The organism is Alteromonas macleodii ATCC 27126 (genome assembly GCF_000172635.2).
GTDB classification, from domain to species: domain Bacteria; phylum Pseudomonadota; class Gammaproteobacteria; order Enterobacterales; family Alteromonadaceae; genus Alteromonas; species Alteromonas macleodii.
Map to the genome: position 1 here is coordinate 2,756,022 of NC_018632.1, position 25,610 is coordinate 2,781,631.

Genomic DNA, 25,610 nt, shown 5'->3' on the forward strand with positions numbered 1-25,610 from the left:
CTCTCTATTACACGTGAAAATCTGCAAAATAGTCAATATCGAGTAAGCACAACTTAAACCGTGCTAGAGACTATTTCTTGGAAAAAGAGGGTAAGACCGTGGTTAAACAAGCACTTATTGTTATAGATATTCAAAACGATTACTTTCCTGAAGGGAAGTATCCTTTACACAAACCAGAGCTTGCGATGCAAGAAACACTTAAAGCGATGGCTATTGCAAAGGAAAAGAGCATTCCGATTATTCACATACAGCACCTTGTGCCTGTTGAGGCCGGAGAAGGGTTGTTTTTCTATGAAGGATCTCACGGCGCTGAAATTCATAAAGAGGTGATAGCCGCAGCCCCGAATGCGCCCATCATCACAAAGCAACACGCCGATTGTTTTGAGAACACCAATTTAGAAGAAACCTTACAGTCATTGGGCGTGGATGAAATTCTTCTGGCAGGTATGATGACGCACAACTGCGTAACTCACACAGCATTATCACCAGCTGCTGCCAAGTATTCCCCCAAAGTCATTGAACCTTGCACCTGTACGCGTGACGCCATTGGTCATCTATTGGCGCTGGATTCTATGCAAGTGCGCGGCATTGATATTGTATCAATAGAAACTGCATTTGCTTAGCTCCGACTTGTTTCGCTCAACACGTTGTTCGACTACTTGATGAGCGCTAACACTTCTCGGAATTTTGGGTGTTGGCATGATTTTAAAAGGCCAAAAAATGTCATCTCAAAACTGCTGATCCGTGCGCCCTGCTCACGCATATTTTGGATGGCGAGCACAGCATTTGAAGACTCTCTTGAAGAAATGCAGTCCTGTATTACTTCCACAGTGTGGTTATTTTCCAATAAACCCGTTACCGTTTGATAAACGCATACGTGCGCTTCAATTCCTACAACCAGCCATCGACTTAGTTCCATTTCACCAATGTACGCCAGTATTTCGGACGAACACTGGTCAGTACCCGCTACAGCGTTAAAAGTAAATTTCCTAAAGTGAGGATCGCTTGCGACATGAGTTTCGATTTCAGGGACCGTTCTCCCCAAGCCATCAGGATTTTGCTCAAGTACAACTACGGGAATATTGAGCAATTTACAACACTGTATTAACTTCACCGTTTTGCAGATCATTGTCTGGCTATCATTGACTTTTCGAGCCAGCGCGCCCTGAACATCTACGATCAACAACCCTACCTTTTCTTCGTCTAAATGCATCACTCACACCGCTTGTATTTAAGTTGTGGCTTCATATTCGGCTCTATTCGCCTTGTTTGACGGCGTTAAATTGCTCTCTAAATCCTCACATAAACCGCAATACCAAGGAAATAATGACACCGGTTACGATAAGCTGAACTAAGCAAAAGCCCATAATGTCTTTGGCTTTCAGGCCAGCTATGGCAAGTACGGGTAGCGCCCAAAATGGCTGAATCAAATTAGTCCACGCATCACCCCACGCTACCGCCATGGCAACTCTATTTATTTCGGCTCCAAGTTCAGCGGCAGCCGGCAAGATTACTGGGGCTTGCACTGCCCACTGACCTCCCCCCGAAGGCACAAAAATATTAACAATGCCTGCGCTAATAAAACTCCATACTGGCAGCGACTCTGCAGATGCAAAGCTAATCAGCCATTCTGACATGGTTTGGGCCAATCCTGATTGAACCATTACCGCCATGATCCCTGCATAAAATGGGAACTGTATAACAATACCACTACCGCCCTGAACGGCTTGCTGCAGGCTGTGCAGTACATTGCGTGGTGTACCGTGAAGGACAATAGCGAGAAAGAGAAATAGCGTATTAACGATATTGAGATTAAGCCCGCCCCCTGAAACAAAGTAGTTAGTGAGATAAGCAAGCCCTGCAAAGCCTACGAGTAACCCAAGCACCTTGCTGTTTTCAAGTTTGTCGGCGGGCCGCTCGTTTGTTGCCGAAGGCAAAGTGTCGTCTTTTAGCTTGGCGCTATCGACAATAATGCTTTCAGATTCAGGCGGTAACATTAAACGATTAACAAGAGGAATAATCACGAACATGATTGCTAATAACAGCAAGTTAAACCCACTGAAAATAGTCTCTCCAGTGCCAACTACGCCAATTTGTGCTTCTGAAAAATGACCCGGCGTTGCAATAGTTAAGGGCACAGAGCCCGCTAAACCGCCATGCCATACAATAAAGCCTGAGTACGCGCTTGCCACCAATAACCGATAATCTACCGACACTTTTCTTGCTAAGGCTTTAGCGAACAACGCGCCTACAACAAGACCAAAGCCCCAGTTTATCCAGCTTGCGATAAGCGACACCAACGTGACCAGCACAATGGCGCTCCCAGGGCTTTTTGCTAAGCTCGCAAGCCTTTCAAGTAAAGCTTTTACTAATGGCGTGCATGCCAGCATAAACCCAGTGACTAGTACCAAAAGCATTTGCATTGAAAATGTGAGCAGCCCCCAAAATCCGTCACCCCACTGTTGAATAGTTGTAAGTGGAGACTGATTTTGAATGACCACTGCAAACGCAAACGTAATTAGGGTGAGTAATAAAACGAAAATGTAGGGGTCAGGAAGATATCGTTCGACGAGTTTGACGAAGGGTTTTGATGCTCGGTTTAGCATTAACGCTCTCACAACATGTTAAAAACTTGTTGCATATTAACGCGTTTATTTCCCCGTTGGCGAGGGTCTAATTAACTTTGTTGAGCCAGTGCTGTAATGTTGAAGTTACTTTATTGTGCTCTATGGGTTTGGTGAGAAAATCATCCATACCGGCTTTCATACACATATCTTTGTCGCCCTGCATAGCATTCGCCGTCATCGCTATGATGGGAACACGTTTGTAAACTTCGCCGGCTGCACCATAGCGAATAAGCTTGGTTGCTTCGAACCCGTCCATTTCCGGCATTTGGCAATCCATGACAATTGCGCTGTAATGCGCCTTTAGCTTGCTGCTTTTTAACAGTTCTAACGCTTCTACACCGTTGTTGGCAACGTCAACCACATACCCTTCGCTTTCTAGAACATTGGTGGCCACTATTTGATTAATGGCATTGTCTTCTACTAACAAGATTCGATAAGCATTATCATCAGAGGTGTATTTTGCGTTTTCTTCAGGTGATTGCACGTGCTGAGTGTTGCCTTCGATAATACGAACCGGATCATCCTCGCGTTTTTTAAAGCGTGGTTTAGCTTCATAATCAGATGTATTAACTGATTCCTCTACAATTCGAATTAAATCTGAAGAGGTCAGTGGCTTAGGAAGACTCTCATCAACGTCTACTCCGCCATAGACAACAGAACTCTCCATGTCGCTTAGCTGCGTCATTAATACCAAACGCGTATGTTTTGTTCTGTGGTTATCTAAAAGTATCTGGCCGAAGTGTTGTGAAAACTCCTCCTCTTCTGCTTTCTCCAGAAATACAACATCAATGGGTATTGCCGGTATCTCTTGCTCGCTGTCTTTCAAATATAAGCTAATCGCTTCCTCAATCGAAGATGCGGTCAGCGTAAGCACTCCCCAAAGTTTCAGCTGGCTTTGCATGGCACGCCTTGTTGAAGCATTGTCGTCAATAATCAGGCAACACATGTCTTGTTTAGCAAGCTGAGGGCGCACAGCGTTGCGTTGCTCGGCGTAGCGAATTTCGCATGTCACATCAAAACGGCTGCCTTTGCCAAGCTCGGTGGTAACACTTATGTCTCCTCCTAACAATTGGCATAGCTTTTTGGTAATGCTCAACCCAAGCCCTGTTCCGCCATAGCGTCTAGTTGTAGAAGCGTCGACCTGTGTAAACGCATCGAACAAGTGAGGTAGTTTTGACGCGGGAATACCAATGCCCGTATCTGCCACCGCAATATGCATAAGCGCAGTATTCTGATTGTTAGTAGGAAGCAATTCTGCCGTGACAGAGAGCTCTCCCTGCTCGGTAAATTTAACGGCGTTGCTTAAAAGGTTTGTGAGGATTTGTTGAATTCGGCTGGGGTCTGAGTTTATTTTCGACTCACTGACCTTTGACAAATCTACAACAACATCCAGCCCTTTTTCTTGCGCTAAATGCGCAACCGATTGAGCAATGCTTTCAATTAATTCCCTTACATCAAATTCAACGGACTCAATCTCGAGCTTATCCGCTTCTATTTTAGAGAAATCCAAAATATCATTAATCAGGGCCAGTAGAGAATTAGCGCTTGAGCTTGCGATGTTGACGCGCTGTGATTGCTCAGTAGTTAGGTTGCTTTTCTTAAGCAGACCCAGCATCCCTATCACGCCGTTCATTGGCGTTCTAATTTCATGGCTCATATTTGCAAGGAATTCAGACTTCAACTTGGTTGCTTCTTCGGCTTGTTCCAGCGCCTTTTTCAAATCGTTGGCCTGTGCTTTCAACGAAGCTGTTTTTTCTGAAACTTGTTGCTCTAGCGCCTGAACAAAGCGCTTCTGCTTGGTAATTTCTGTTTGCTGTAAGTGGGTTCTTAAATAAATGATCATCAGAACAATGCCGAGTAAAAACGCAATGTAAATGCTGTATGCCCACCATGTTTTCCAAGGAGCTGCTGCTACATGCAAATTAACCGACATGACTTCATTGCCCCATTCACCATTGGGCTTCATTGCTTTGACCAGCAATGTATAGGTGCCGCCATTTAGGTTAGTAAATGAAACGTTGTTGTGATTTCCGATATCAATCCACTGTTCATCGTACCCTTCTAATTTGTAGGAAAAATGCGAACGCTTGGGATCAGAGAAGTCTAGAAGAGCAAAGTCTAATGAGAAGAAATAGTCTTCGTAGGAAAGATTAATATCCGTAACGTAGGATAGTGGCTTATCAAGGCTTACTGCTTCGCCCATTTTGTTGAAGCCAGTTAGCACAATTTTAGAATCGACCAACTCAGACTGTCCTGGCACATACTCAAAGTATTCAATACCTCGCTGGCTACTGGTAAAGAACGTGTTGTTAGTGGCTCTAAGTAAACTGTTTGAATAGAAATTCTGACTTACAGCCCCGGCAGTGCTAGTGTAATTAATGGCACTTTCAGTAGCCGGATTAAAAAGAAAGATCCCTTTATTCGTGGTAAGCCAGAGCTGGCCCTCGTCGCCGTCTGCAATCGCTCTTACTAAGGTAGCGGGCAACCCTTTCTGCTCCCCAAACCACTCGAAGGATTTCGATTCGGGCTTATAAAGGTTCAACCCCCGTTGGGTTGCAATCCAAATTTGGCCGTTTTTGGTCTCATGAATATCTTCGACGATGCTGCCCAACAGACCTGCATTGTGATCTTTATTATATTCAATCTGAGTGAAAGTATTGTCCTGAATGGACCATAAATTTACGCCACTTCCAGTGCCAATCCACATATTTCCTTGAGAGTCATTTACAATGGCGTGAATCTCTGGGTGAGCTAAACCGTCAGTCGTTGAAAGATGCCTAAAGACGCCAGATTGCACGTTGTATATATAAACACCATGCTTGTAGGTACCTATCCATACATTGTCTTCGTTATCTAACGCTAACGCTCTGAACTCTCTGAATTGGCGATACTTGCTGTCTTCTCTGGGATATTCTAAGCGACTTACATTTCCATTCTTTCTGTTAACACGTGCAATAAAGTTGTCTTGTGCCACCCAAATATTGCCGTGTTTATCGGGGACAATAATAGGTCGTTCTATAACTCCCCTATTTGAATATTCACTGTCTTCTTTAAATACCGAGTCAAATTCCTTTTGGAGTATTTGCTCTTTCACTTTCCATGTATAAATTTCAGCATTTGCTGTAGCAATCAATACATCGCCACTATTTTTGAAGGTATCTAGCTCAATGCCACTGGGTGAAACCAATGAGTCACTATTGATCTGCTTGATTTTACGGCGAGGAGATAGTTTAAATATGCCGTGAACTTCACTGGTTACCCATTTTGTTTTAGTGTGGTCTTCATATATTATGCGAAGTCCGTTGTCATAGCCGAAGTCCATCTTCTCTACGTAATTTCCCTCACCTGTATGTCTATAAAGACCCGTGGTGGTCACAAACCAAATGCACCCTTCGTGATCTTCAATCATTGAGTTCACTTGGCCTAATGCTTTGCCGTCTCGCGTAGTTTGTGCAAGGAATACGCCTGAACTTGGAAAGAAAAGAAAAGGGCCTTCCTGAGTCGCCACATAGAATTGGCTTGACGAAGTTCGCAGCAAGCTACGTATTTCATTGGCTCCTGTCGCAGTACGATTATCAGGGTCGGGAAAGAAGTGTTTGGTGGCGAGAGTTCTTTTGTCTAATAAGTTCAAGCCAAAACTGGTGGCTACCCACAGGCTGTTGTCATTATTATCCATAATGTCCCAAATGCGATTATGAGACAGACTATGGTCTTCATTGCTTTTCTTCTGAACCCTTTCGAATTCCCCATTTCCTAGAAAACGATTTAAACCTTGGTCATACGAACCTAGCCAAATTTGGCCCGTTTTATCGTGGAAGAGTGATTGGATTCGATTTGAAGATATGGAGCGAGGGTTGTCTGGATCATTCAAGTAACGAGAATAGCGACCTGTTGTTGGGTCGTACTTGTTAACTCCACCTCCCCACGTTCCAATCCATATATTGCCTTCTGCATCCAACATCAAATTGCCAGCGTCGTTGTGTGATAGCCCTTGGCTAGGATCGCTGTCAGACTCAAACAACGTAACTCTACGACCGTCGTAACGCATTACACCGTTTTCGGCAGTACCAAACCACAAAAAGCCTTGGCGATCTTGGATAATGGAATAAATCTCTGATGAGACGAAGCCATCTTCGGCAGTTAAAAGCTCAACCGAATACTCATTCATCAGCTTGTCTGCATTAGATGGATAAACACAGGGAACATAAAACAGGCAGAGAAGAGCTATTGCAAACAAGCGCACTGGTGCAAGTACAGGATTTGTTATGCTCGCAAAGAAGGCATTCTTCAAAGTGGAATCAAGACATTAAATTAAACTTTCTTAACCATAAAGCATCTATTGAACGCAATCTATTCTACAAAAGACGCATTTGTCACATAAAAAAGGGCCGAAAATGATATCGGCCCTTTATCTCTTGGTTAATTATTTACCAATTACAGTGAATTCATGCTTTGCACGCTAACAGGCCCGAGCTGAGCCGCTTCAACTTCTGCTTTAATCTTCTCGGCATCTCCGATGATTATCCAGGTTAATTTCTCTGGGTGCAGCACTTCTTTCGCCGCGTTACTCAAATCGTCTAAAGACAAGCTGTTGTATTTCTCGACCAAAGACTCTGGGTAGTTATATTGTCTGTTAAATCTTTCACTCGACAGTAAGCTATACAATACCGCGTTAGCCGTCTCAAATTGACCTGGCAAAGAGCGAACTTCGTCTAACCGCGCCCTTTCAAGTTCATTCGCCATTGGCGGCTTTTCACCTAAGTAAGCGTTAAGCTCTTTCTTAAGCTCAAGCAGTGATGGACCTGTTTTATCGGTTTGCACCGGCGCATAAACCATAAACGGGCGCTGTCCCCTAGCATCTTGCAGGAAGGTGTACGCGCCATAAGACCAGCTTTTATCTTCACGCAAGTTCATATTAACGCGAGCAGTAAAAGCACCACCTAAGGTTAAATTCATGGCATTAATTGCAATATTGTTGTCAGCCCCTGTTGGTGGCGCTAAATGTGCAGCCAGAATAAGTGACTGTTGTGCACCAGGGCGGTCGATAATAATCGCTTGGCCTTGCTCAGGCATTGACGCTTCAGCAATTTGCTTCGCACCTTTGCTACCTTCTACCTTCCATTTGCCAAACTCTTTCTCAAGCATGGGTTTAATGGCACCTAACGTGGTGTCGCCAACAACAAAAATTGTCGCATTGTCTGGGCGTAGCCACGTATTTTTAAAGTTAACAAGGTCATCTCGCGTAATCGCTTGTACGTCTTGTTCAGTTCCGGTCCCTGTAAACGGAATACCGTACGCATGGCCTTCACCATAAATAAGAGGCGGAAGTAACGTAAGCGCAATACTTACAGGGCGTGTTTTTTGCTGTGCAATATTACTTAATATAAGCGCTCGTTGACGTTCAATCTCTTCCTCTTTGAACGTTGGTGATTTCAAGATATCCCCCATCAGCGCCAAAGAAGGCTCCATGTTCTCTGTTAACATTGACATGGTAACTGTGGTGGTATCTAGGTTTGAGCCGGCGTTTAAATCAGTACCCAACTGCTCAAGCTCTGCCGCAAGCTCCAGCGCATCATATTTTCCCGCGCCTTCGTCGAGCATCTGTGTGGTGAAGCTCGCAAGTCCTAACTTGCCACCCGCATCAGCAGCGTAACCTGCGTCGAATTGCACCGCAACATTCACCAATGGAACCGTAGAGCGTTTTGCAAATACTACCTTTACACCGTTAGAAAGCGTAGTTTCTGTCACCTCAGGAAAGCTCAGTTGAGTCTCTGCATCGATTGAAGGCAAGCCAGAGCTGCGGTCAACGCCTTCGGTAGATGCTGTGTGCTCAATAAACGGAACAACCGTGATTTGATGCCACCCTTCTTTTAGCCATTTATTCGCAGCCGCTTTAACCCCTTTAGGAGTAGCCTGTCCTAGCTCACTCAATTCAGTTTTGAAGTAGTTAGGGTCGCCAGCAATGAACTCACCACTAGCAAGCGTATCGGCTTTACCGCCAAAGCCCCCAACCTCTTCAAGCCCGCGAATAATTGAAGCACGTCGCTTAGTCGACACCAATTTAACTTCGTCTTTGCTTGGACCTTTACGCAAAAACTCGCTAATGACTTTATCTATTTCTTTTTCCACTGTCGCAACGTCAACGCCATCTTTTACGTCAACCGTCACACCAAAAATAGACGCCATTTGTAGCTCGTAGTTAAACACCGAGGCATTGGTAGCAATTTGTTGGTTGTACACCAGTTCTTTGTAAAGGCGTGAGTTTTTACCATCGCCCATGACACTCGCGGCAATGAACAAGTCTGTTGCGGTTGAAGAGGTATTTTCAGGTGAAACCCAAAGACGGTATATGCGCGATTGAGGCACCTTGTCTTGAATCACTTCTCGGGTATTTGCATTGCGCTTGGGTACCCATGCTTCCCATTTAGACAGTGCTGGGCCCGGCTCAATATCAGCGAAGTACTTGTTAACCAGAGGTTTGGCTTCTTCTGCGTTAATATCGCCGCTTAGCACCAGTATTGCGTTATTCGGTCCGTAATATTGGTTAAACCAGCCCTTAACGTCATCTAACGAGGCGGAGTTAAGATCTTCCATCGAGCCAATCACCGTATGATGGTAAGGATGCCCTATGGGAAATAAGCCTTCAAAAATATGAGTGAATACGCTTCCGTAAGGCTGGTCTTCGCCCTGACGTTTTTCATTTTGTACAACGCCACGCTGTTCGTCTAATTTCTCTTGTGTCACCGCACCTAACAAGTGCCCCATGCGATCAGATTCCATCCAGAGAATACGATCTAGTGCAGGTGTCGGAACGGTTTGGAAATAGTTAGTACGGTCAAAGTTTGTGGTACCGTTTAATCCTGTTGCCCCAGCTTCTTGTAACGGCCCAAACCATTCATCGTCATAGTTCTCTGTGCCGTTAAACATTAAGTGTTCAAATAGGTGCGCAAACCCTGATTTGCCGTTTGGTTCGTCTTTTGAACCCACTTTATACCAAACCGCAACGGCAACCACTGGGGCCTTGCGGTCTTCATGAACAATTACCGTTAACCCATTATCGGTAGTGAACTTTTCGTAGTCGATATTGATATCGTTTTTAGCAAACGCTGAGCCAACCAGCGTACTACTTACTGCCAGCACACCTACACTTACTTTTAAGCGCTTGGTGAGATGCTTAAGTACAGTCATTTCGTCATCCTTAATCTTATTATCTGTGCTGAACACCAAAATGTGCCAGGCACCACAAAACGGCTTTACGCCGATACTAAACATAAATCAATTTGGTAGTTTATAAAGAGTTACGATGCAGAAAACTGTAACGGATTGTAAAAGAGAGGATAAACGACGAACGAAGAAAAATTGATAGGGGAAAAGTAAGGAAGAAAGTCGCAATTATATTGCGACTAGCCGTGCCCAAAGCGCTTTAACTTGTTTAGCGTCTTCACTTTCTAATTCGTTGTTGGCGAATGCGCTATTAAGGCTTTCGAGCATTTTATCATTAAGCATCGCAACCGTAGCATCTTCTTGCATTTCTAACTGGCGAGCCTCTACTGCAAAGTGACCTTGCAAGTAGCTGGCTATAAACAATTCGTCATCACTACCGTGATTTACCACGTCATCAAGCGATGCCTCAATATCTGCGATGGCGTTAACGACACTTTCTGGTGCTGCAGCAGGTGGTAACACGTCTTACTCCTTCCTGTTTTTCAATATCAAATCTTAGTTCGAGATAAACTCATTTTTTATGGCTATACATGTGCTGTGTTGTATCAAACTGCGTCTTTAAACAGCTTGGCAAAGTACTTTATCTTTATACCCAGTGATAACCGTGAACGCGCCTGCGAGTTCAGCGTCTAGCGTTGCATCGCTTGAGTCTAAGCGAAGCGGCTTACCGTTTAATGCCTGTAGTTTTTGTTTAGTGGCAACAACGAGCATATTCTGCTTGCCAATTTGACGGATAAAAGCAGGGCTAAGCTGCTGATTTCCGCGACCTAATATGTGGCCCTGACCACCGATCACCGTCAAAATGACTTTAGTGGGCTTGTCATGAGTCAGCGCAATCAGTTCGCTCGCAGTAACGTCACTTGCGATTAGCTCACCTTGTTTAACCACATCCACACCTAACAAGGTATTTTCTAGGCCAAGAAAGTCCATGACCGCACCTACGGTGGAGCCGGATCCCATGACAAAATAGGTGTCAGGCTCATCGTCAATAATTTCACCAACATAAGCGGCAATGTCGTCAAGCACTAAGGCCTCGTCCTCTTTCCCGCCCATTTTTACTGCTTGAACATAAGTGAGCTCTGCGGGTACGCGCATTTCACCATAGTGTTTGGCAATAACTTTGCCCTCGCGAAACGCGTTTTCGTCAATATCACGTACTTCGGCGTCCATTTCACTCACAAGCTCGCCTGCGATCATCTGACTTACTACCTGCCCTGCCGCTGACGGCGACACGCAGTAAACGCCAGAGTGAATTTTGCAACCTGCAGGCACACCTAGCACGGGCACCTGTGTGCCAACTACGCTACAGATATTACGGGCTGTGCCGTCGCCACCGGCAAAAAGCAGTAAGTCGACGTTGGCGTCCACCATTGCTTTAGCTGCACGCTCTGAATCTTCGCCCTCGGTTTGCACGGCATCAGCCGTGTAGATTACCTCATAAGGAATACCTAGAGATTCACAGATTGTTTCACCCATATCGCCCGATGCTGTCACGACGGTAAATTGCCCAGATAAGGCTTCTAGAATGCTGAGCGCTTTCGCCATTTTTTCGTTGGCTTTTTTCTCTGCTCCCATAGCCAGTGCTTTTTCGCGAATTTCTGCACCGTCGCTGCCTTTAAGCGCGAGTGCTCCGCCTATGCCGGCAAAGGGATTTACCACAACACCCAATTTGAATTTGGGTTTGTTATCAAACGTTGATTGGCTAAGATCAGTATGATTCATTCGGCATCTACTCCTATCCCGCCACCCAATTTGCTTTTAGCGTATTTTTTGACGTGTCTGTTACCGTGCTATTTATTACGCTGCTACATGAACCTGACGACTTACCTTTACCAAACGTAGATGACAGCGCATTAATAAATTGTTCAGCCCGAGGCGGAAAGCCCTCAGATTTATAGCGTTCAAGCTGAGCGGCTACGTTTCGCGTAAAACCTTCTCTGTCGGGCTCAGCGCCGTTTAAGTTATCCGTGCTTACCTGAAACTTTCTTCCTGTTGCTTCTGTAAACGCCCACTCGATGGCCTGGGGCTTAATTTCTACTTTTTCGAAGTCAGCTTGCTGTGATGCATCGCGGCCATCTGGGCAATACCAGTAACCGTAATCTTCTAATAGTCGACGCTTTTCACCCGCAATACACCAGTGCGAAATTTCATGCAAAGCGCTTGAAAAAAATCCATGAGCAAACACGACTTGATGATAAGGTGTTGCGCTGTCTGCTGGGATGTAAATGGGTTCGTCATCACCTAAAACCAAGCGCGTATTAAAATCTTCAAATGTCGAATTAAACAACGCGATTAACACAGGTACATCAACGTCTGCTTCTGAGTGATCCGACCCCGTAGTCGTTTCTCGGTGCATGCCCGGATATTCACTTTTTAGGCTTTCAACGTTTGAGCCTTTAGTATCGGTATTTTTAGTTTCAGTCTTGGCAAACAATGCGTGATGACTTGCGATGTTCATGGCGGCTAATAAATTCTACACAAAAGAGCTATTTCAATGGCGGTGGAGTATACCAGTAAAACTTTGTCTTCTCACTTGAAAGGCTCGCTTGCTTAGGTCAATCTAGGTTTACAACAACGAATTAGCCACACTATCTCAACAGGGAGTTTGTCATTTGGCGCAAGAGATAATTAAACATATTCATCGGGTCAATGCCCTTCGTGACTTAGCCAATCAGTTGGGTGTAATGCCTATCATTCATCAATTGCAACACTGGCAATGCGAACGCTTACTGGTCACTCACGACGATTTAGCACAGCAAAAACGTTACCAAAAAGCCATGGCTTTTTTTGTAGATGAATTGTACGGGCCAAAAGATTTTAGCCAACGGGACGCCGATTTAGTGCGAGTTATTCCGAAGCTCGCAAAAGTATTGCCTGACAAAGCTATGAACGCTATGGACGACGCATTGTCGTTAAATGCACTATCGTTCGATTTGGATATGGCGATGGCTCAGTACTTACAAAGCCAATTTCCCGGAGAACCTATCAACCGAGATAACTACGCTTTGGCGTATCGTAATGTGGGCAGAATTGAGGATAGAAAGCATCAAATCGACATAATTTCCCATTTGGGCGATCAACTCGCAGACGTTATAAAAATTCGTGGTATAGGTATGTTAATTTCACTGTCCCGTCGTCCGGCTAAATTAGCAGGATTACTCGCATTGCATGAATTTTTGGAAAGAGGGTTTGATGCGTTTAAAGCGATAGGTGACGTGCAGAGCTTTATTGACCCCGTATTGGTGAGAGAAAAAGCGATAATGCAATTATTGTTAAGCGATGATTTAACGTTACCTGAAGATAATCCCCTGCCTGTGGTATGAGGCACAATGCCTGAACGTGAAGAAGCAGAGTAGATCAAAGCAAAAATATGAATAAGGAAAAGATTTGAGCACCCCAACGCTTAATTGGATGTTAGACGCCCCCTATGTGCAGCAGTGGCATATTGATGAAACGCACATCGACCACTATCAGCACGTTAATAATGTGGCATACCTGTCGCAGTTAGAAAGCCTAGCATGGGCCCATTCAAACGCGCTTGGCTTGCAGTTTGCCGATTATCAATCGCTTAACCGTGGCATGGTCATTAAGCGCCACGAGCTAAACTACCACCTGCCAACACATCTTGGAGAAACGTTAGAATGCGCTACATGGATAGTGCATTGTGACAGCAAACTTACTTTGAAACGCCAGTTTCAATTTATCTGCCCAAAGCGAAACAAAACCGTATTTGATGCTATGACCACATTCGTATGTGTTAGCCTTGATACTGGCGCCCCAAAGCGAATGCCTAAACAATTCGTAGACATCTATGGCAAAGCGTGTGTGGCACAATGAAAACGTGGCTAGCGATAGTGCTTTCGCTCTTCCTCATTGTGTCGTTAGGCATAAACGTTTACCTATGGCTTAGTTTAAAGCAGCACAATGATAAAGCTTATGCACTAGAGGCCAGTTATGAACACCGTTTAGATAGTGACAAGCAGCTAGAAACCCAAGCACAGTTGGTGGATGAAACTCAGGTAAACGAAAAAGCTGAGCCCTTCAACAATGAACGCTCTCCCGCCAACTTTTCACCTATGACAGGCACTAACACGGCACCCAACGCACTTGACGATCTACGCACCTCTTCACCACTCGTTAATCAAGAGCAATTAGAGTCACTGACTACCCTACTCAATAACGAGCAATACGCGTTGCTCGCCACTGAATTAACAAACCTTTTAAAATATGACCCGCTCAACGAATCTCTGTTGTTGCTAGAGGGTGAACTGATTGAGTTAACCAAGCCTCTTTCAACGGCCATAGTGCACTACTACGACTTGGCCGAACTGCCTCTTTCAACTGAAACTCTCTCATTTATTGACGCAAAAATTGCCACTTTGTATCAACAGGCGCAGACGCAGTTAAGTCAAGACGAACAATGGGAATTGGTTGCCAGATTAAATGAGCCACTGTATCAACGCATACCTGACGCTAGGCACTACACCCTTAATTTGGCTGAAGCGTACGCTTATCAGCAAAAGCTTACGTTAATGGAAGACGTGCTTGCTGCCCTTCCATCAAACGACAGAGACGCTAATATCATTCGCAATAAAGCCTATGAAATGCGCGATATTGCCAACGCAGACGCTACGCCGAACAAGAGTGAAATAGAGCCAACAGGCTCTGAAGCCGCACGTTATCAAACCCGTGTAACCTTAGAGCGCATTGGCGATCAATATCGCCTTGATGTAAAGGCGCTTAACCAAAAAGCCACCATGATTTTAGATACGGGTGCCAGTACCACCGCAATATCATCGCGACTCTTTGCGCGTTTAGGCCGTATGCGAAACCTCACGTTCATTGGTAACTTCAACATTAGAACCGCATCAGGAACCATTGAAGCCCCTCTGGTACAAATACCCCGATTTTACTTTGCTGGCTACGAGTTCAACGATGTTTCTGCCATCGTGCTGCCCGAAGACGCTCTACCCGATGCCGACGGATTGTTGGGAATGAACGTTCTAGGTCAGTTTGACTTTGCAATAATGCCCCAGTCTAGTGAGTTGATTTTGACAGAGCGTGATTAATGCAGTCTGCACAAGGGCGAGAGCTTTGCGCCTCTTGCCTTTTAGGCTCTATAGCGCGATGTATTAATTTTGCAATTCAACTAAAGGAAATGTCTCAAACACCACCCCTTCGTGGCCCGTTTCCATAAAGTTGCGGATATTGGCATGGTCGTCGCCGTTAGGGTTATTAAGTACATCTTCTCGATAAAAACGTCCAAATAAGGCCAGCGTTTGAGCTTGGTTTAGGTTTAAATGCTGACCGAGTGCGAGCAGTTTGCAAGAGCCATTGTTCTGATTGGCTTCGTTTTTTACGTCACCATTAGTGAAAGCGGTGGGCGTGAAAACAAACGCGCTATCAACGAGCGTGATAACGTCGTTAAATTCGATAGTATCTGGGGAATTAGTGACTGCTTGAACTAAGTCTTGGGTGCAGCTGTATGCCATGTTTATCTCAAAAAAAGAAAACGATAATAACAGGTCTATGTCTTTACAAAAGACCACAACAGGTTCACTTTTGATATAAACAGAAAAAAGCGCCTCTTCATGAGGCGCTTATAATGCTAACAAGGTTGGGTTTACTAGCTCGTTAAACCGCAGCGCACACGCGCGTCCCCTGATCGATGGCGCGTTTTGCATCTAGCTCTAATGCTTCGTCTGCACCACCAATTAAGTGATAAGGCATGTTTAAGCCTTCAACAATATCACGCATCGGCTCTTGGCCTGCACAGATGATGATGTTGTCTACCAGCAATATTTGGCTGTTACCATCAACCGTAATATGTAGCCCTTCGTCATCAATTTTATCGTAACTTACACCTGGGATCATGGTCACGCCTTTGGCAAGCAGGCCTACTCTGTGCGCCCACCCCGTTGTTTTACCTAAACCTGCGCCAACTTTGGTTGTCTTGCGCTGCAATAGGAAAATCTCTCTTGGCGATGGCTCAGGCTGTGGCTTAACGCCTTCAATGCCCGCGCGAGCAGAGAAGGTCATATCAATACCCCACTCTTTCATAAATGCAGGAATATCTTGGCTTGGCGTTTCTTTGCCATGAGACAAGTACTCAGCGGTATCAAAACCAATACCACCAGCACCGATAATAGCCACTTTATTGCCAACGGGTTTCTTTTCTTTCAATACTTCGATATAGGTTAGCACTTTCTCGTGCTCAATGCCTTCAATCGCTGGCGTGCGCGGCTTAATGCCCGTCGCAATCATCACGTCATCGAAACCTTCGTCGTTTAGCGCAGCCGCATCAACATAAGTATTGAGTTTAAGGGTAATATTATTATGAAGCTCAATTTGGCGCTTGAAATAACGCAGCGTTTCGTAGAACTCCTCTTTGCCTGGAATTTGTTTGGCGATATTAAATTGACCACCAATTTCACTAGATGCATCATAAATCACCACGTCGTGACCGCGCTTGGCAGAAGTCACTGCCGCTGCTAGTCCAGCTGGGCCAGCACCTACCACTGCAACACGCTTTTTGGTTGCTGCTGGTTTTACGTTAATTTCAAGCTCGTGACAGGCACGAGGGTTTACCAAACAGCTAGTCATTTTGCCGTTGAAAACATGGTCAAGGCATGCTTGGTTGCAGCCAATACAGGTATTAATTTCGTCGGCCTTATTTTGCTGGGCTTTGCGCACAAAATCAGGGTCTGCCAAGAACGGACGTGCCATAGACACCATGTCAGCATCGCCGCGAGACAGCACTTCTTCAGCCACTTCAGGCGTGTTGATACGGTTCGATGTAATAACAGGAATTGATAGCGCTTCTCGGAATTTTGCGGTAACCCACGTAAATGCCGCTCGCGGTACTTTAGTGGCAATGGTTGGGATACGCGCTTCGTGCCAACCAATACCGGTGTTAATAATAGTTGCACCGGCTTTTTCAATTTCTTTGCCAAGCTGCACGACTTCATCATAAGTAGAGCCACCTTCCACCAGATCTAGCATCGATAAGCGATAAATAATGATGAAGTTCTTACCTACCGCCTCGCGCACGCGGCGTACCACTTCAATAGGCAGACGGATACGGTTCTCGTATTCGCCCCCCCACTGATCGTCACGGTGGTTTGTGCGCTTTGCAATAAACTGATTAAGGAAATAGCCTTCAGACCCCATGATCTCAACACCATCATAACCCGCGCGCTGAGCCTGAGTTGCGGCAGTAATGAAATCTTTAATTTGCTTTTCAATCTCGTCACCTTCAAGTGCTTTTGGCTTAAACGGGTTAATTGGTGCTTGTACCGCAGAAGGTGCCACTAGCTTTGGGCTATACGCATAGCGGCCCGTATGCAGAATTTGCATACAGATTTTACCGCCAGCAATGTGCACCGCGTCAGTCACTTCTTTATGGTTTTTCACCGCTTCGTCTGTATCTAAACGAAACGTTGACGGATGGGTAGCGCCCTCTTCGTTTGGTCCTATACCACCTGTAACGATAAGCCCTACGCCACCTCTGGCACGTTCACCATAAAATGCCGCCATGCGTTTGTGGCCGTCGGGTAATTCCTCTAAGCCTGTATGCATAGAGCCCATTAGCACGCGGTTCTTTAGGGTAGTGAAGCCTAAGTCTAAAGGACGAAATAAATGAGGGTAAACGGGATGATCGGTAACGGTCTGATTCATGATACATTCCTGAAAGTCGTTTTGGCTTGGTAAAAGCCGTTAAAAAGCCTGTTTAAATATTCTTATCTAATGCGCTCATTCTCTGAAGGCGCTATGTAATTCAACGAATTACAATCACTTACGAATTCATTTTCTTAATGGCTGGGTGTAATGGCGGATATTCCGGCAGCGTTTTGGTTTTCTGTGCTTCCATGGCTTTAAACACATCTTCCATTTGGAACATGCCCGCTTGCCATGTGGCCATATAGGTCAAGCTCTCTGCCACCGTGTGTTCTACCGCGTAGTTAATCATAGTCTTAGTGCCTGAAACTGCTAACGGCGAATTCATTGCAATCTGCTGCGCTATTTTCATCACTGCGTCTAGCAATGATTCTTGGTCGTCAAATACCTGATTTACAAAGCCAAGCTGCTGCGCTTCTGCTGCACCAAAATTGCGACCTGTATAAGCCAGTTCTTTAACTATGCCAATGGGAATGAGTTTTGGAAGTCGCTGAAGCGTGCCGACATCGGCTGTCATGCCTAATTGGGTTTCTTTAATAGTAAAAAAAGCATCTTGTGTGCAATAGCGCATGTCGCATGCACTAAGCAAATCTACTGCACCACCAATTGCCCCGCCCTGCACGGCACCAATAACCGGCATACGTGCCTGCTCTATGGCGGTAAAGCTATCTTGAAGCAACATCACCATACGGCGCATACGCTCTGCTCTGCGCGACGGGTCGCCCTTAAAGTCTTCTTTCATATTCAGGAACACCGATAAGTCCATACCGGCAGAGAAATGCTTACCCGTTGATGAAATAACAATGACACGGGCGTTGCCTTCATCGTCTATTTCACGAATAGCCGCTGGCAATTCGGTCCAGAACTCTGGGATCATGCTGTTCATTGCGTCGGGGCGGTTTAGTACTACGTGGGCAATATGACCCTCTTGTTTTACTTCTAATGTAGAGTACTTCATGGTTTGCGCTGTCTCCTTGGGCTGTTCCTGTTAACAAATTTGCAAACTAGACAGCGTCAAGATAAAAGGCTATGTTGACAGTGTCAAGATAAAACGTTATCTATTCGTCTCAATTTGAAAATGGAAACATCGGGTTTATGGCTAATGCAGTACAAAGCTACCATCACGGCGACTTGCGCAGCGCACTGATAGAGGCGGCAACGGCGCGTCTGTCTGAATACGGCGTTGATAGTTTATCTCTCAGAAAGCTGGCAGAAGATGCCGGAGTGTCACGTACTGCGCCCTATCACCATTTTAAGGACAAGAGTGCGCTTTTAAGCGCCATTGCAGCCAAAGGCTTTAGCGATTGGCATACCGCAGCTAAACGAATCTTCGAACAAGAAGACAAAACACCGCAGGCACGTTTCCGCGAATTTGTGCACGAATACATTGGCTACGCTGCCGACAACCCAGAGATGTACGAATTGATGTTTGGTCGCACAATTTGGCAAAACCAAGCGGCGACCAACGATCTGAAAGAGGTTGCATTTCCCTGCTTTCAGTTTCAGGTGACGATGACGCGCTATTGGCAAGATAAAGGGCTTCTCCCGAATAATCAGGATGCGCTGAGACTCGCACAGGTTACTTGGGGCACGTTGCACGGGATCGCACGATTGCTCATTGATGGTATCTACGCTGACAGCAGTCATATCGAGGAAATGTGTGATTGTGCAGCAGATTTGTTTATGCAAAAGCAAATGGATGCTTATAACGGATGAATTGCCAGAGCGAGACGAAGACTCGCTCGTAGCACTTTTTTAGTTACGCCGATTCCGCTTTAGCCATAGATACTGGCTGGCCTTCGTGCGTCGCTTTAATAAACTCAGCAGCACGTTCAGCAATCATGACGGTGGGTGCATTGGTATTGCCGCCAATTAGGCTGGGCATCACAGAAGCATCTACCACTCTAAGACCTGCTATACCTCTTACCCGCAATTGGGTATCAACCACTGCCATCTCATCGTCATTACTGCCCATTTTACAGGTACCAATTGGGTGATAGATGGTTTCAGCACGCTCACGTAAAAACTCTAAAATTTCTTCATCTGTTTGTGCTTCTACCCCAGGATATAGTTCACTGCCTTGGAACTTGTCGAAGTCTGGTGCAGATAGCAGCTTACGGGCAATGCGCACACCTTCAATCATGACTTGCTGATCTTCCTCTGCAGTCAAATAATTGGGGTCAATAAGGGCTTGATCAGCAGGATGGTTGCTTTGAAGCGAAATAGTGCCGCGGCTTTTGGGGTATAGACAGCATGCGTGAAGGCCATAACCGTAACCAAAAGCTAACTGTCTTCCATGGTCGTTTAGAATTGCCGGTAGAAAGTGAAACTGAATGTCTGGGCCTTGTGTCGCTAAGCTTGAGCTAACAAAGCCACCTGCTTCGGCTATGTTGGACGAGAAAATACCTTTGCGCCTAAACGCATAGTCTGCGGTGGCTTTTACGTAGGAAGGTAATGCCCCTAATGCCACGGCATAGCCCTCTCTCGCTTTACAAGTATATTGTACAATTGCATCAAGATGGTCTTGTAAGTTTTGGCCCACACCAGGCAAATCTTGCTGAACAAAAATCCCCTTTTCTTCTAGCTCTGCTCTGGGTCCTATACCTGAAAGCATCAGAAGTTGTGGTGGATTAATCGCGCTGCCACACAGGATAACTTCGCTTTTAGCAAAATAGCGATTTACTACGCCTTTTTCACGTACCTGAACGCCAATTGCACGCCCCTCTTTTAACAGCACTTTTTCGGCTGCGACTCTAGTAAGTACAGTTAAATTGTTGCGATGCTTGGCCTGCGTTAAATACCCCTTCGCCGTTGAACAGCGTTGCCCGTTGGCCTGTGTAACATGGTAATACCCTAACCCTTCCCTGTCGTCTCGGTTAAAGTCGTCCAGCTGTTGATAGCCTGCAATCGACGCTGAGTTCACAAATGCGTCTGACAGCACGCTGGTATGCCTAAGCTTGCTAACATTGAGTGGGCCGCCTGTGCCGTGGTATTCATCAGCACCTTCTTCAAAGTTCTCAGAGCGTTTGAAATAAGGCAGTACTTCATCAAACGACCAACCTTCAGCCCCTTCTTCATTAGCCCAGCGGTCGTAGTCTTCTTTTTGCCCGCGAATATAACACATCGCATTAACCGAACTGCTGCCGCCCAAGGTTTTACCGCGGGGCCAGAACAGTTCTCTGTCATACATCTCTTTTTGGGGTGCTGTGTGATAACCCCAGCCAATCCCCTCAAATCTACTGAGTAAAGACAACCCAAACGGGATATGAATAAGCGGATTAGTGTCCTTTGAGCCAGCCTCTAATAGCAAAATATCTAACGCGGGGTTTTCTGATAAACGGGTGGCAAGCACCGCGCCTGCGGAACCGCCGCCTACAATAATGTAATCGTATTTGCTCAGTACTTCGCTCATTTCGCCAACTCCTTGAGGGCAAGACTATTAAATGTTAAAAAAACGTTGTGGTACGACCAGATTACCAAACAACACTTCGCCAAGAAAAGACTTAAATTGTAAGATTTAAAAAATCTAATAATCCTGATAACTTAAGTGCTATATCGAAGTAGCCCCTACTCTGAAAAAAACTAACAACAAGCCACCGCCTAGTAGATTTAGGCTAAGAATGAACGTTGACCAAAAACTTATCGTTTAAAGACAAATGTAAAGTCTACCTTGCACAATGGCTTGTGAAATGGGGCAAGCTGACGCACGACGACTTCACGAAATCAGAGCTTCATGACCTCGTAAAAGGCAGCTTTCCTTACTCATTCACTTTCGATATCCCCATGGGAACTGGCACGGTTACCGTGCTTGAAGGAAATATCACGCTAGATAGTGAAAGCAACCGTATTGGTCTGCAGTGCCTCGCTGCGCTTAATATTGTGGTTGCCACCACGACTATTTATCGCGCTCATGTTGTATTTACCGTGTCGGCTTCACCCTATTACGACAAAAATATGAGTACACTCTATTTGACTGGCGTTGCCACTGATAGCGTCACCTTAGTTAACGATGATTACGCGTTGATTAAAGACACGCAATTTCTGATGTCGCGACTCTTCCCCAAAAGCGTTAATTCTTTGCTTGGTGGCTCTTTAAAATCAGCGTTATCACTGTTTAGCGCCGGCACATCCGATATGGCTGCAGACTATCTAAAGGTCTATTTATCTGGCTCGAAACAAGCAGTGTTGGACTACCACATCCCTCTCATTAACAACGCCATTAAAAAGCAAATTAAGCAGGAAGACTTAAGCCATACCATGCGTAACGACCATTGGCGCGAGGTTCTGTTCTCAAAAGCTGGCCAAAACGTGCGTGTAGAAGACGACGTACTGCGCTTTTACCTCATTGAATGACAACGCTTACTGTTTGGAACAATGCACGCTAGTGATCTGACACAATAGAAACAGGGACGGTATCCACCTGTTCACCAATATCGTCGATGTTTAACCTGGGATCGTCCACACTTGCTTCAAGCATATCGAACGCCTCTTTGACGTAGCGCGCTAACGGCTGTAGCGATTCAATATTCTTATTGCAGCACACTAATCCCACATTTGCCGTGCCTGCATATGTCATAAGCGTAATATTTACCCCGCCACCAGGCGTCATGGTAGAAATGGGGTAACAAGCCAGAAGCTCTGCATCTTTTAGATACCGCGTATCTTTTGGCCCAGGTACATTTGAGATCAAGATGTTGGCAATGGGTTTGACTACGCTAGATAGCCTTAACCACTCAAAGACCAGCGCAAGCGATTGAATAACAATAGTATAGCCGCTAAATGCTGCGGGCCGCGCGTGCTGCGCTGCATGTTTTACAATGCGGTGATTCACTACAATTTGGCGCAAACGTAAATAAGGATCGGTTTCGCCGTGAGCAAGCTGCACCGGCACAATAGCTATCTTATTGCCCGTGGTTTTCTCGCCGGGTTTACGCAAGTTAATTGGCATATTGGTGAACAAGGCTTTTTTAAATACTTGCCCGTGGTCTTGCAGCAGTTTATGTACGCCAATATCGAAGGCACATAGCAACACCTCGTTTGCCGTAGAGCGCGTTCGCCTTGCCAGGGCTTTCACACGCTTAAAGTCTAAGTCCATGGTAGCCACAGCCCTTCCCGCTTTCACTTGTCCAGTCAGCACTGTTTTCGTACCAGTGAAAGGAATAGGCATATAATGTGGGTTCACTCGCAGCACTTTCATGAATATACGAATAAAGATAATTAGCAAATCGAGCGCGGTTTTAAGCGCGTAACCCACTCCCACTAAGCGCTTGTAAAAGCTCACAGGCTCTCTGCGCTTATGGCGCAGTCGTTTTACTGCCCATACTGGTGTGAACTTAGTCTCGTGAGAGTTTGATACATATCCCGCTTGGAACCAGCGCACTAAGGTTGCCCCATCGCCATACATATGATGAACCCGCGCATAAATAGCAAACGTCTCGCTGTTGTCATCAAAGATGAAATGGTATTGCCAAAGGGGCTTGTCGGGATCTAACCGCGAAGCATGTAATCTTGCTACGAACGCATCGAGTGCTTCGCGGTTTGTAACATCAGCCACACGATGAATTTGAACGTGATAATCCATGTTGAGCTTTTTTACCGGCGCAAACCCCACCGGGTACCCCAATACCGTTTTTACCGCACAGTTGAAGGGAGAAGTAGCACGGGCAAAGCTTCTTATTTCCTGGAATAATTGAGGGACATATTCGGTACTTTTTGCCCCTTTAGGTATGGCAAGTAGCTGCAAGCAAGCTACATGTTTTGGATTCTCGTCTGACTCGGTTATCCAAAATGACTTATCTAAGAAACTGAGCGTTTTTGCCATTACTATTCCTTTACGCGAAGTCGAGGGGTGACAGGGTTGAGGCATCTCTCATAAAGTCATGAGAGTCGAGCATCTGTTCTAACTGCTGCTTTTGTTCATCGGATAGCGCCAATCTTGGCAATACGCTTACCATCATCAGCGACAAGGCATGATAGCGCTGCAGCGTACTATCCATATGGCTGTTTAATTCATCAAATTGACAAGACTGTGTGATGATTAAGGACATTAAATCCACCATAAGTGCCCTGTCTGCCTTTGAGGCAATAAGAATGTCTCGTTTCGATAGTGACTCAAAAAGAAACGCTAATTGTTTATTCAAGCTAGATAATATGTGTTGTCTAGGGCGCACGATACTGGGATATTTTTCTGCTAAGTCAGCCGGGCTACGGTAGAAAAAGCGAAATACATGAATACTATCTATAAGCAAGTAGAGGTAATACATAATTTCTTCAGGGTGAAGTGTATCGAGCTTTTCTCGGCTTAGTATCTTCTGCATCTGCTGCTCATGCATTTTCATCAACGCGTTAACCAGGCTGTCCTTGCCTTTAAAGTGGTAGTAGAGATTCCCCGGACTAATATCCAGCTCAATAGCGATATCAACACTGGTAACGGTGTTTTCGCCGTGCTCATTAAATAAGGTTAGCGCGGTGAGAAGTATTTTCTGCGCGGTTTTCATAATTTAGTTCAATCCTTTGCCAACCCAGTGCGTTAATTTTTTATTCGTGAAACACGCTACATAAACACCAGATAGAGTTGAGCAATACCAGCTACCATACCTAGAATAGCGCCGGTTACGATGAGCTTCCACTCATCCTGTTGATACGCTGGGCGCAAAACGCCTTCAAATTCTTCAACACTTAACGCCTGCATGCGCTCACTTAAATCGTGCCCAATCTGCATAGCATTATTAGCGTAATCAAACGCATAAAGCAGATACTTATCAGAATTATCAAATATCTGACGCACCGCTAGTGCCTTCATTTTATGGTAATTTTCTGACCCCACACCCAACGCAAAATACGGTTGCGCTATAGCAACATAGCGTTCAATAGCGTCGTTGACATGAAGCTCAATGAGTTCTAAAAGCTGGGCTGAGCCTGAACCATGCAAGATTACATGGGTGATGTTTTTAGGCGTAATAAGCTTTTCTTCAATAATGTTTGAATAGACTTCGGACACTTCTTTTTGGCGCTTTAAAAACATACCTTGAATAGTAATAGGCCCCAGTTTTCTTGGGCGTTTGGGTTCGAATATGATTTTGATAGCAATCCAATTAGTGGCATAACCCACAAGCAGCCCACCTAACGGCAGAATCCACCATGCTTGGTAGAAATACCAAAGTAGCATGGTGGGCAAACCAAACAAAAAGCCAAAATAGAAGCCAGAACGCACTATAAACGGAAACTCTTTGCTGCCTGCCGTTAAGAAAATTTCATTAACGAGCTCGGGCGCATTCACCAGCTGCTCTACCACCAGCTCTTTAATATCTAAAATTTCTGAAACATTGTGCTGAAAGTCGTCCACCATTTTATGAACCACATTAGGAATGTCGTTTTCGATACGTTGATAGACTAAATTTTTGCCCTGTACAGGTAACGCAGCCCAAAGTTGAGGAGCAGATTCTGCCATTACATCGTTAACGACTTTGCGAATAACTTGACTTAAACGCCGCTCAATTGCTTTTGTGAGCTCGTCTGCGTCTAAACGCCGTGCTAACTCTTCAACACTAAGCAGTTTGCCTAGCACTAGCTCAACCTCAATCTCGGCCATTTGGCGGCGCTTCGCAGGAATGAGTCCCTGCCATCCTAAGAAAGGCTTAATACCAACAAACTCAATGGGGTAAAACATCATTTTTACCGCCAGATAGTTGGTTAGCCATCCAACAATAGCGCTAATAAAAGGAATTGATAGCAGACTTAGCGTTTCAAAGTTCCATTCCATACTACGAACATGTGGTCCAATTTGTTATTTTCTCTCTCAGGCTACTGAGTGCTTATGAAATGGTCAATGTAAAAAGTGAAATTACTGCTAATTGTTGATTGAAAACAGCTAAATGAAAGTCTAAAAGTTAGAACGTTTGACCTTGTGTGATTCACCTAAAGTGCATCAGTTTTCTCAACAACAAACGATTAGGTAGTGAATTCTAAATTTACGCCATACACTCAAAATAATCTATGAACCGCTGTTCTCAAGCCCTTGCTTTGAGTCTTCGTTATATGGACATTTAAAGACCTGCAATTTTTGAGAAATGCGTTCTAAGT

The 25,610-nt window shown here is 45.2% G+C and carries 20 protein-coding genes; 6 read left to right on the forward strand and 14 right to left on the reverse strand.

The features are described from left to right. The first annotated feature begins 98 nt into the window (after nucleotides 1–98). The gene (locus MASE_RS11780; protein ID WP_014949971.1) at nucleotides 99–623 is read left to right on the forward strand and encodes a cysteine hydrolase family protein; all 525 of its coding nucleotides are present in this window, start codon (nucleotides 99–101) and stop codon (nucleotides 621–623) included. Nucleotides 624–655: 32 nt separating this feature from the next. Here MASE_RS11780 and MASE_RS11785 read toward each other — a convergent pair whose 3' ends face one another. The 7 genes from MASE_RS11785 to MASE_RS11815 form a co-directional block, all read right to left on the reverse strand. Continuing rightward, the gene (locus MASE_RS11785) at nucleotides 656–1,213 is read right to left on the reverse strand and encodes an isochorismatase family protein (RefSeq protein ID WP_014949972.1); all 558 of its coding nucleotides are present in this window, start codon (nucleotides 1,211–1,213) and stop codon (nucleotides 656–658) included. A gap of 85 nt (nucleotides 1,214–1,298) precedes the next feature. Continuing rightward, complete coding sequence (locus tag MASE_RS11790; protein WP_014949973.1) at nucleotides 1,299–2,606, reverse strand: short-chain fatty acid transporter; 1,308 nt, start codon at nucleotides 2,604–2,606, stop codon at nucleotides 1,299–1,301. Nucleotides 2,607–2,673: 67 nt separating this feature from the next. Further along, nucleotides 2,674–6,795 (reverse strand): hybrid sensor histidine kinase/response regulator, encoded by a 4,122-nt coding sequence (locus MASE_RS11795; RefSeq protein ID WP_014949974.1) that lies wholly within the window; start codon nucleotides 6,793–6,795, stop codon nucleotides 2,674–2,676. Between the two features lie 266 nt (nucleotides 6,796–7,061). Next, nucleotides 7,062–9,815 (reverse strand): M16 family metallopeptidase, encoded by a 2,754-nt coding sequence (locus MASE_RS11800; protein WP_041693791.1) that lies wholly within the window; start codon nucleotides 9,813–9,815, stop codon nucleotides 7,062–7,064. Nucleotides 9,816–10,019: 204 nt separating this feature from the next. Next, nucleotides 10,020–10,313 carry a YfcL family protein gene (locus MASE_RS11805; protein WP_014949976.1) on the reverse strand — a complete coding sequence of 98 codons (294 nt, stop codon included), beginning with the start codon at nucleotides 10,311–10,313 and terminating at the stop codon, nucleotides 10,020–10,022. Between the two features lie 96 nt (nucleotides 10,314–10,409). After that, nucleotides 10,410–11,573: an ATP-NAD kinase family protein gene (locus MASE_RS11810; protein WP_014949977.1), complete on the reverse strand. Its 1,164-nt coding sequence runs from the start codon at nucleotides 11,571–11,573 to the stop codon at nucleotides 10,410–10,412. Nucleotides 11,574–11,586: 13 nt separating this feature from the next. Then, a complete protein-coding gene (locus MASE_RS11815) occupies nucleotides 11,587–12,309 on the reverse strand; it encodes an elongation factor P hydroxylase (RefSeq protein ID WP_014949978.1) in 723 nt (240 codons plus the stop codon). Between the two features lie 154 nt (nucleotides 12,310–12,463). On the opposite strand from MASE_RS11815, the gene MASE_RS11820 reads away from it, so the two are divergent. From MASE_RS11820 to MASE_RS11830, 3 genes are all read left to right on the forward strand, one after another. Next, nucleotides 12,464–13,174 (forward strand): FFLEELY motif protein, encoded by a 711-nt coding sequence (locus tag MASE_RS11820; protein ID WP_014949979.1) that lies wholly within the window; start codon nucleotides 12,464–12,466, stop codon nucleotides 13,172–13,174. Between the two features lie 64 nt (nucleotides 13,175–13,238). Continuing rightward, nucleotides 13,239–13,688, forward strand: a complete 450-nt coding sequence (locus MASE_RS11825; RefSeq protein ID WP_014949980.1) for an acyl-CoA thioesterase — start codon at nucleotides 13,239–13,241, stop codon at nucleotides 13,686–13,688. After that, nucleotides 13,685–14,920 (forward strand): retropepsin-like aspartic protease family protein, encoded by a 1,236-nt coding sequence (locus tag MASE_RS11830; RefSeq protein WP_014949981.1) that lies wholly within the window; start codon nucleotides 13,685–13,687, stop codon nucleotides 14,918–14,920. The genes MASE_RS11825 and MASE_RS11830 overlap by 4 nt, the downstream gene beginning before the upstream one ends. A gap of 63 nt (nucleotides 14,921–14,983) precedes the next feature. On the opposite strand, the gene MASE_RS11835 is transcribed toward MASE_RS11830, so the two are convergent. From MASE_RS11835 to MASE_RS11845, 3 genes are all read right to left on the reverse strand, one after another. Then, the gene (locus MASE_RS11835; RefSeq protein ID WP_041693793.1) at nucleotides 14,984–15,343 is read right to left on the reverse strand and encodes a HopJ type III effector protein; all 360 of its coding nucleotides are present in this window, start codon (nucleotides 15,341–15,343) and stop codon (nucleotides 14,984–14,986) included. A gap of 142 nt (nucleotides 15,344–15,485) precedes the next feature. Further along, complete coding sequence (locus tag MASE_RS11840) at nucleotides 15,486–17,528, reverse strand: NADPH-dependent 2,4-dienoyl-CoA reductase (RefSeq protein ID WP_014949983.1); 2,043 nt, start codon at nucleotides 17,526–17,528, stop codon at nucleotides 15,486–15,488. A 118-nt stretch (nucleotides 17,529–17,646) separates the two neighbouring features. Continuing rightward, a complete protein-coding gene (locus MASE_RS11845) occupies nucleotides 17,647–18,486 on the reverse strand; it encodes a crotonase/enoyl-CoA hydratase family protein (protein ID WP_014949984.1) in 840 nt (279 codons plus the stop codon). Between the two features lie 137 nt (nucleotides 18,487–18,623). Between MASE_RS11845 and MASE_RS11850 the strand changes: the two genes are divergently transcribed. After that, nucleotides 18,624–19,244 carry a TetR/AcrR family transcriptional regulator gene (locus MASE_RS11850; RefSeq protein ID WP_014949985.1) on the forward strand — a complete coding sequence of 207 codons (621 nt, stop codon included), beginning with the start codon at nucleotides 18,624–18,626 and terminating at the stop codon, nucleotides 19,242–19,244. Nucleotides 19,245–19,287: 43 nt separating this feature from the next. Here MASE_RS11850 and MASE_RS11855 read toward each other — a convergent pair whose 3' ends face one another. Then, the gene (locus MASE_RS11855) at nucleotides 19,288–20,940 is read right to left on the reverse strand and encodes a GMC family oxidoreductase (RefSeq protein WP_014949986.1); all 1,653 of its coding nucleotides are present in this window, start codon (nucleotides 20,938–20,940) and stop codon (nucleotides 19,288–19,290) included. Nucleotides 20,941–21,155: 215 nt separating this feature from the next. Between MASE_RS11855 and MASE_RS11860 the strand changes: the two genes are divergently transcribed. Beyond that, entirely contained in the window at nucleotides 21,156–21,881 is a 726-nt protein-coding gene (locus tag MASE_RS11860; protein WP_014949987.1) for a DUF1439 domain-containing protein, read from the forward strand. Nucleotides 21,882–21,909: 28 nt separating this feature from the next. Here the strand turns inward: MASE_RS11860 and MASE_RS11865 are convergent, their stop codons facing one another. The 3 genes from MASE_RS11865 to MASE_RS11875 are packed head-to-tail and all read right to left on the reverse strand — an operon-like array spanning nucleotide 21,910 to nucleotide 25,290. Next, nucleotides 21,910–23,349, reverse strand: a complete 1,440-nt coding sequence (locus tag MASE_RS11865; RefSeq protein WP_014949988.1) for a wax ester/triacylglycerol synthase domain-containing protein — start codon at nucleotides 23,347–23,349, stop codon at nucleotides 21,910–21,912. 10 nt (nucleotides 23,350–23,359) lie between these two features. Beyond that, the gene (locus tag MASE_RS11870) at nucleotides 23,360–24,025 is read right to left on the reverse strand and encodes a TetR/AcrR family transcriptional regulator (RefSeq protein ID WP_014949989.1); all 666 of its coding nucleotides are present in this window, start codon (nucleotides 24,023–24,025) and stop codon (nucleotides 23,360–23,362) included. A 56-nt stretch (nucleotides 24,026–24,081) separates the two neighbouring features. After that, entirely contained in the window at nucleotides 24,082–25,290 is a 1,209-nt protein-coding gene (locus MASE_RS11875) for a DUF445 domain-containing protein (RefSeq protein ID WP_014949990.1), read from the reverse strand. Nucleotides 25,291–25,610: the final 320 nt, after the last annotated feature.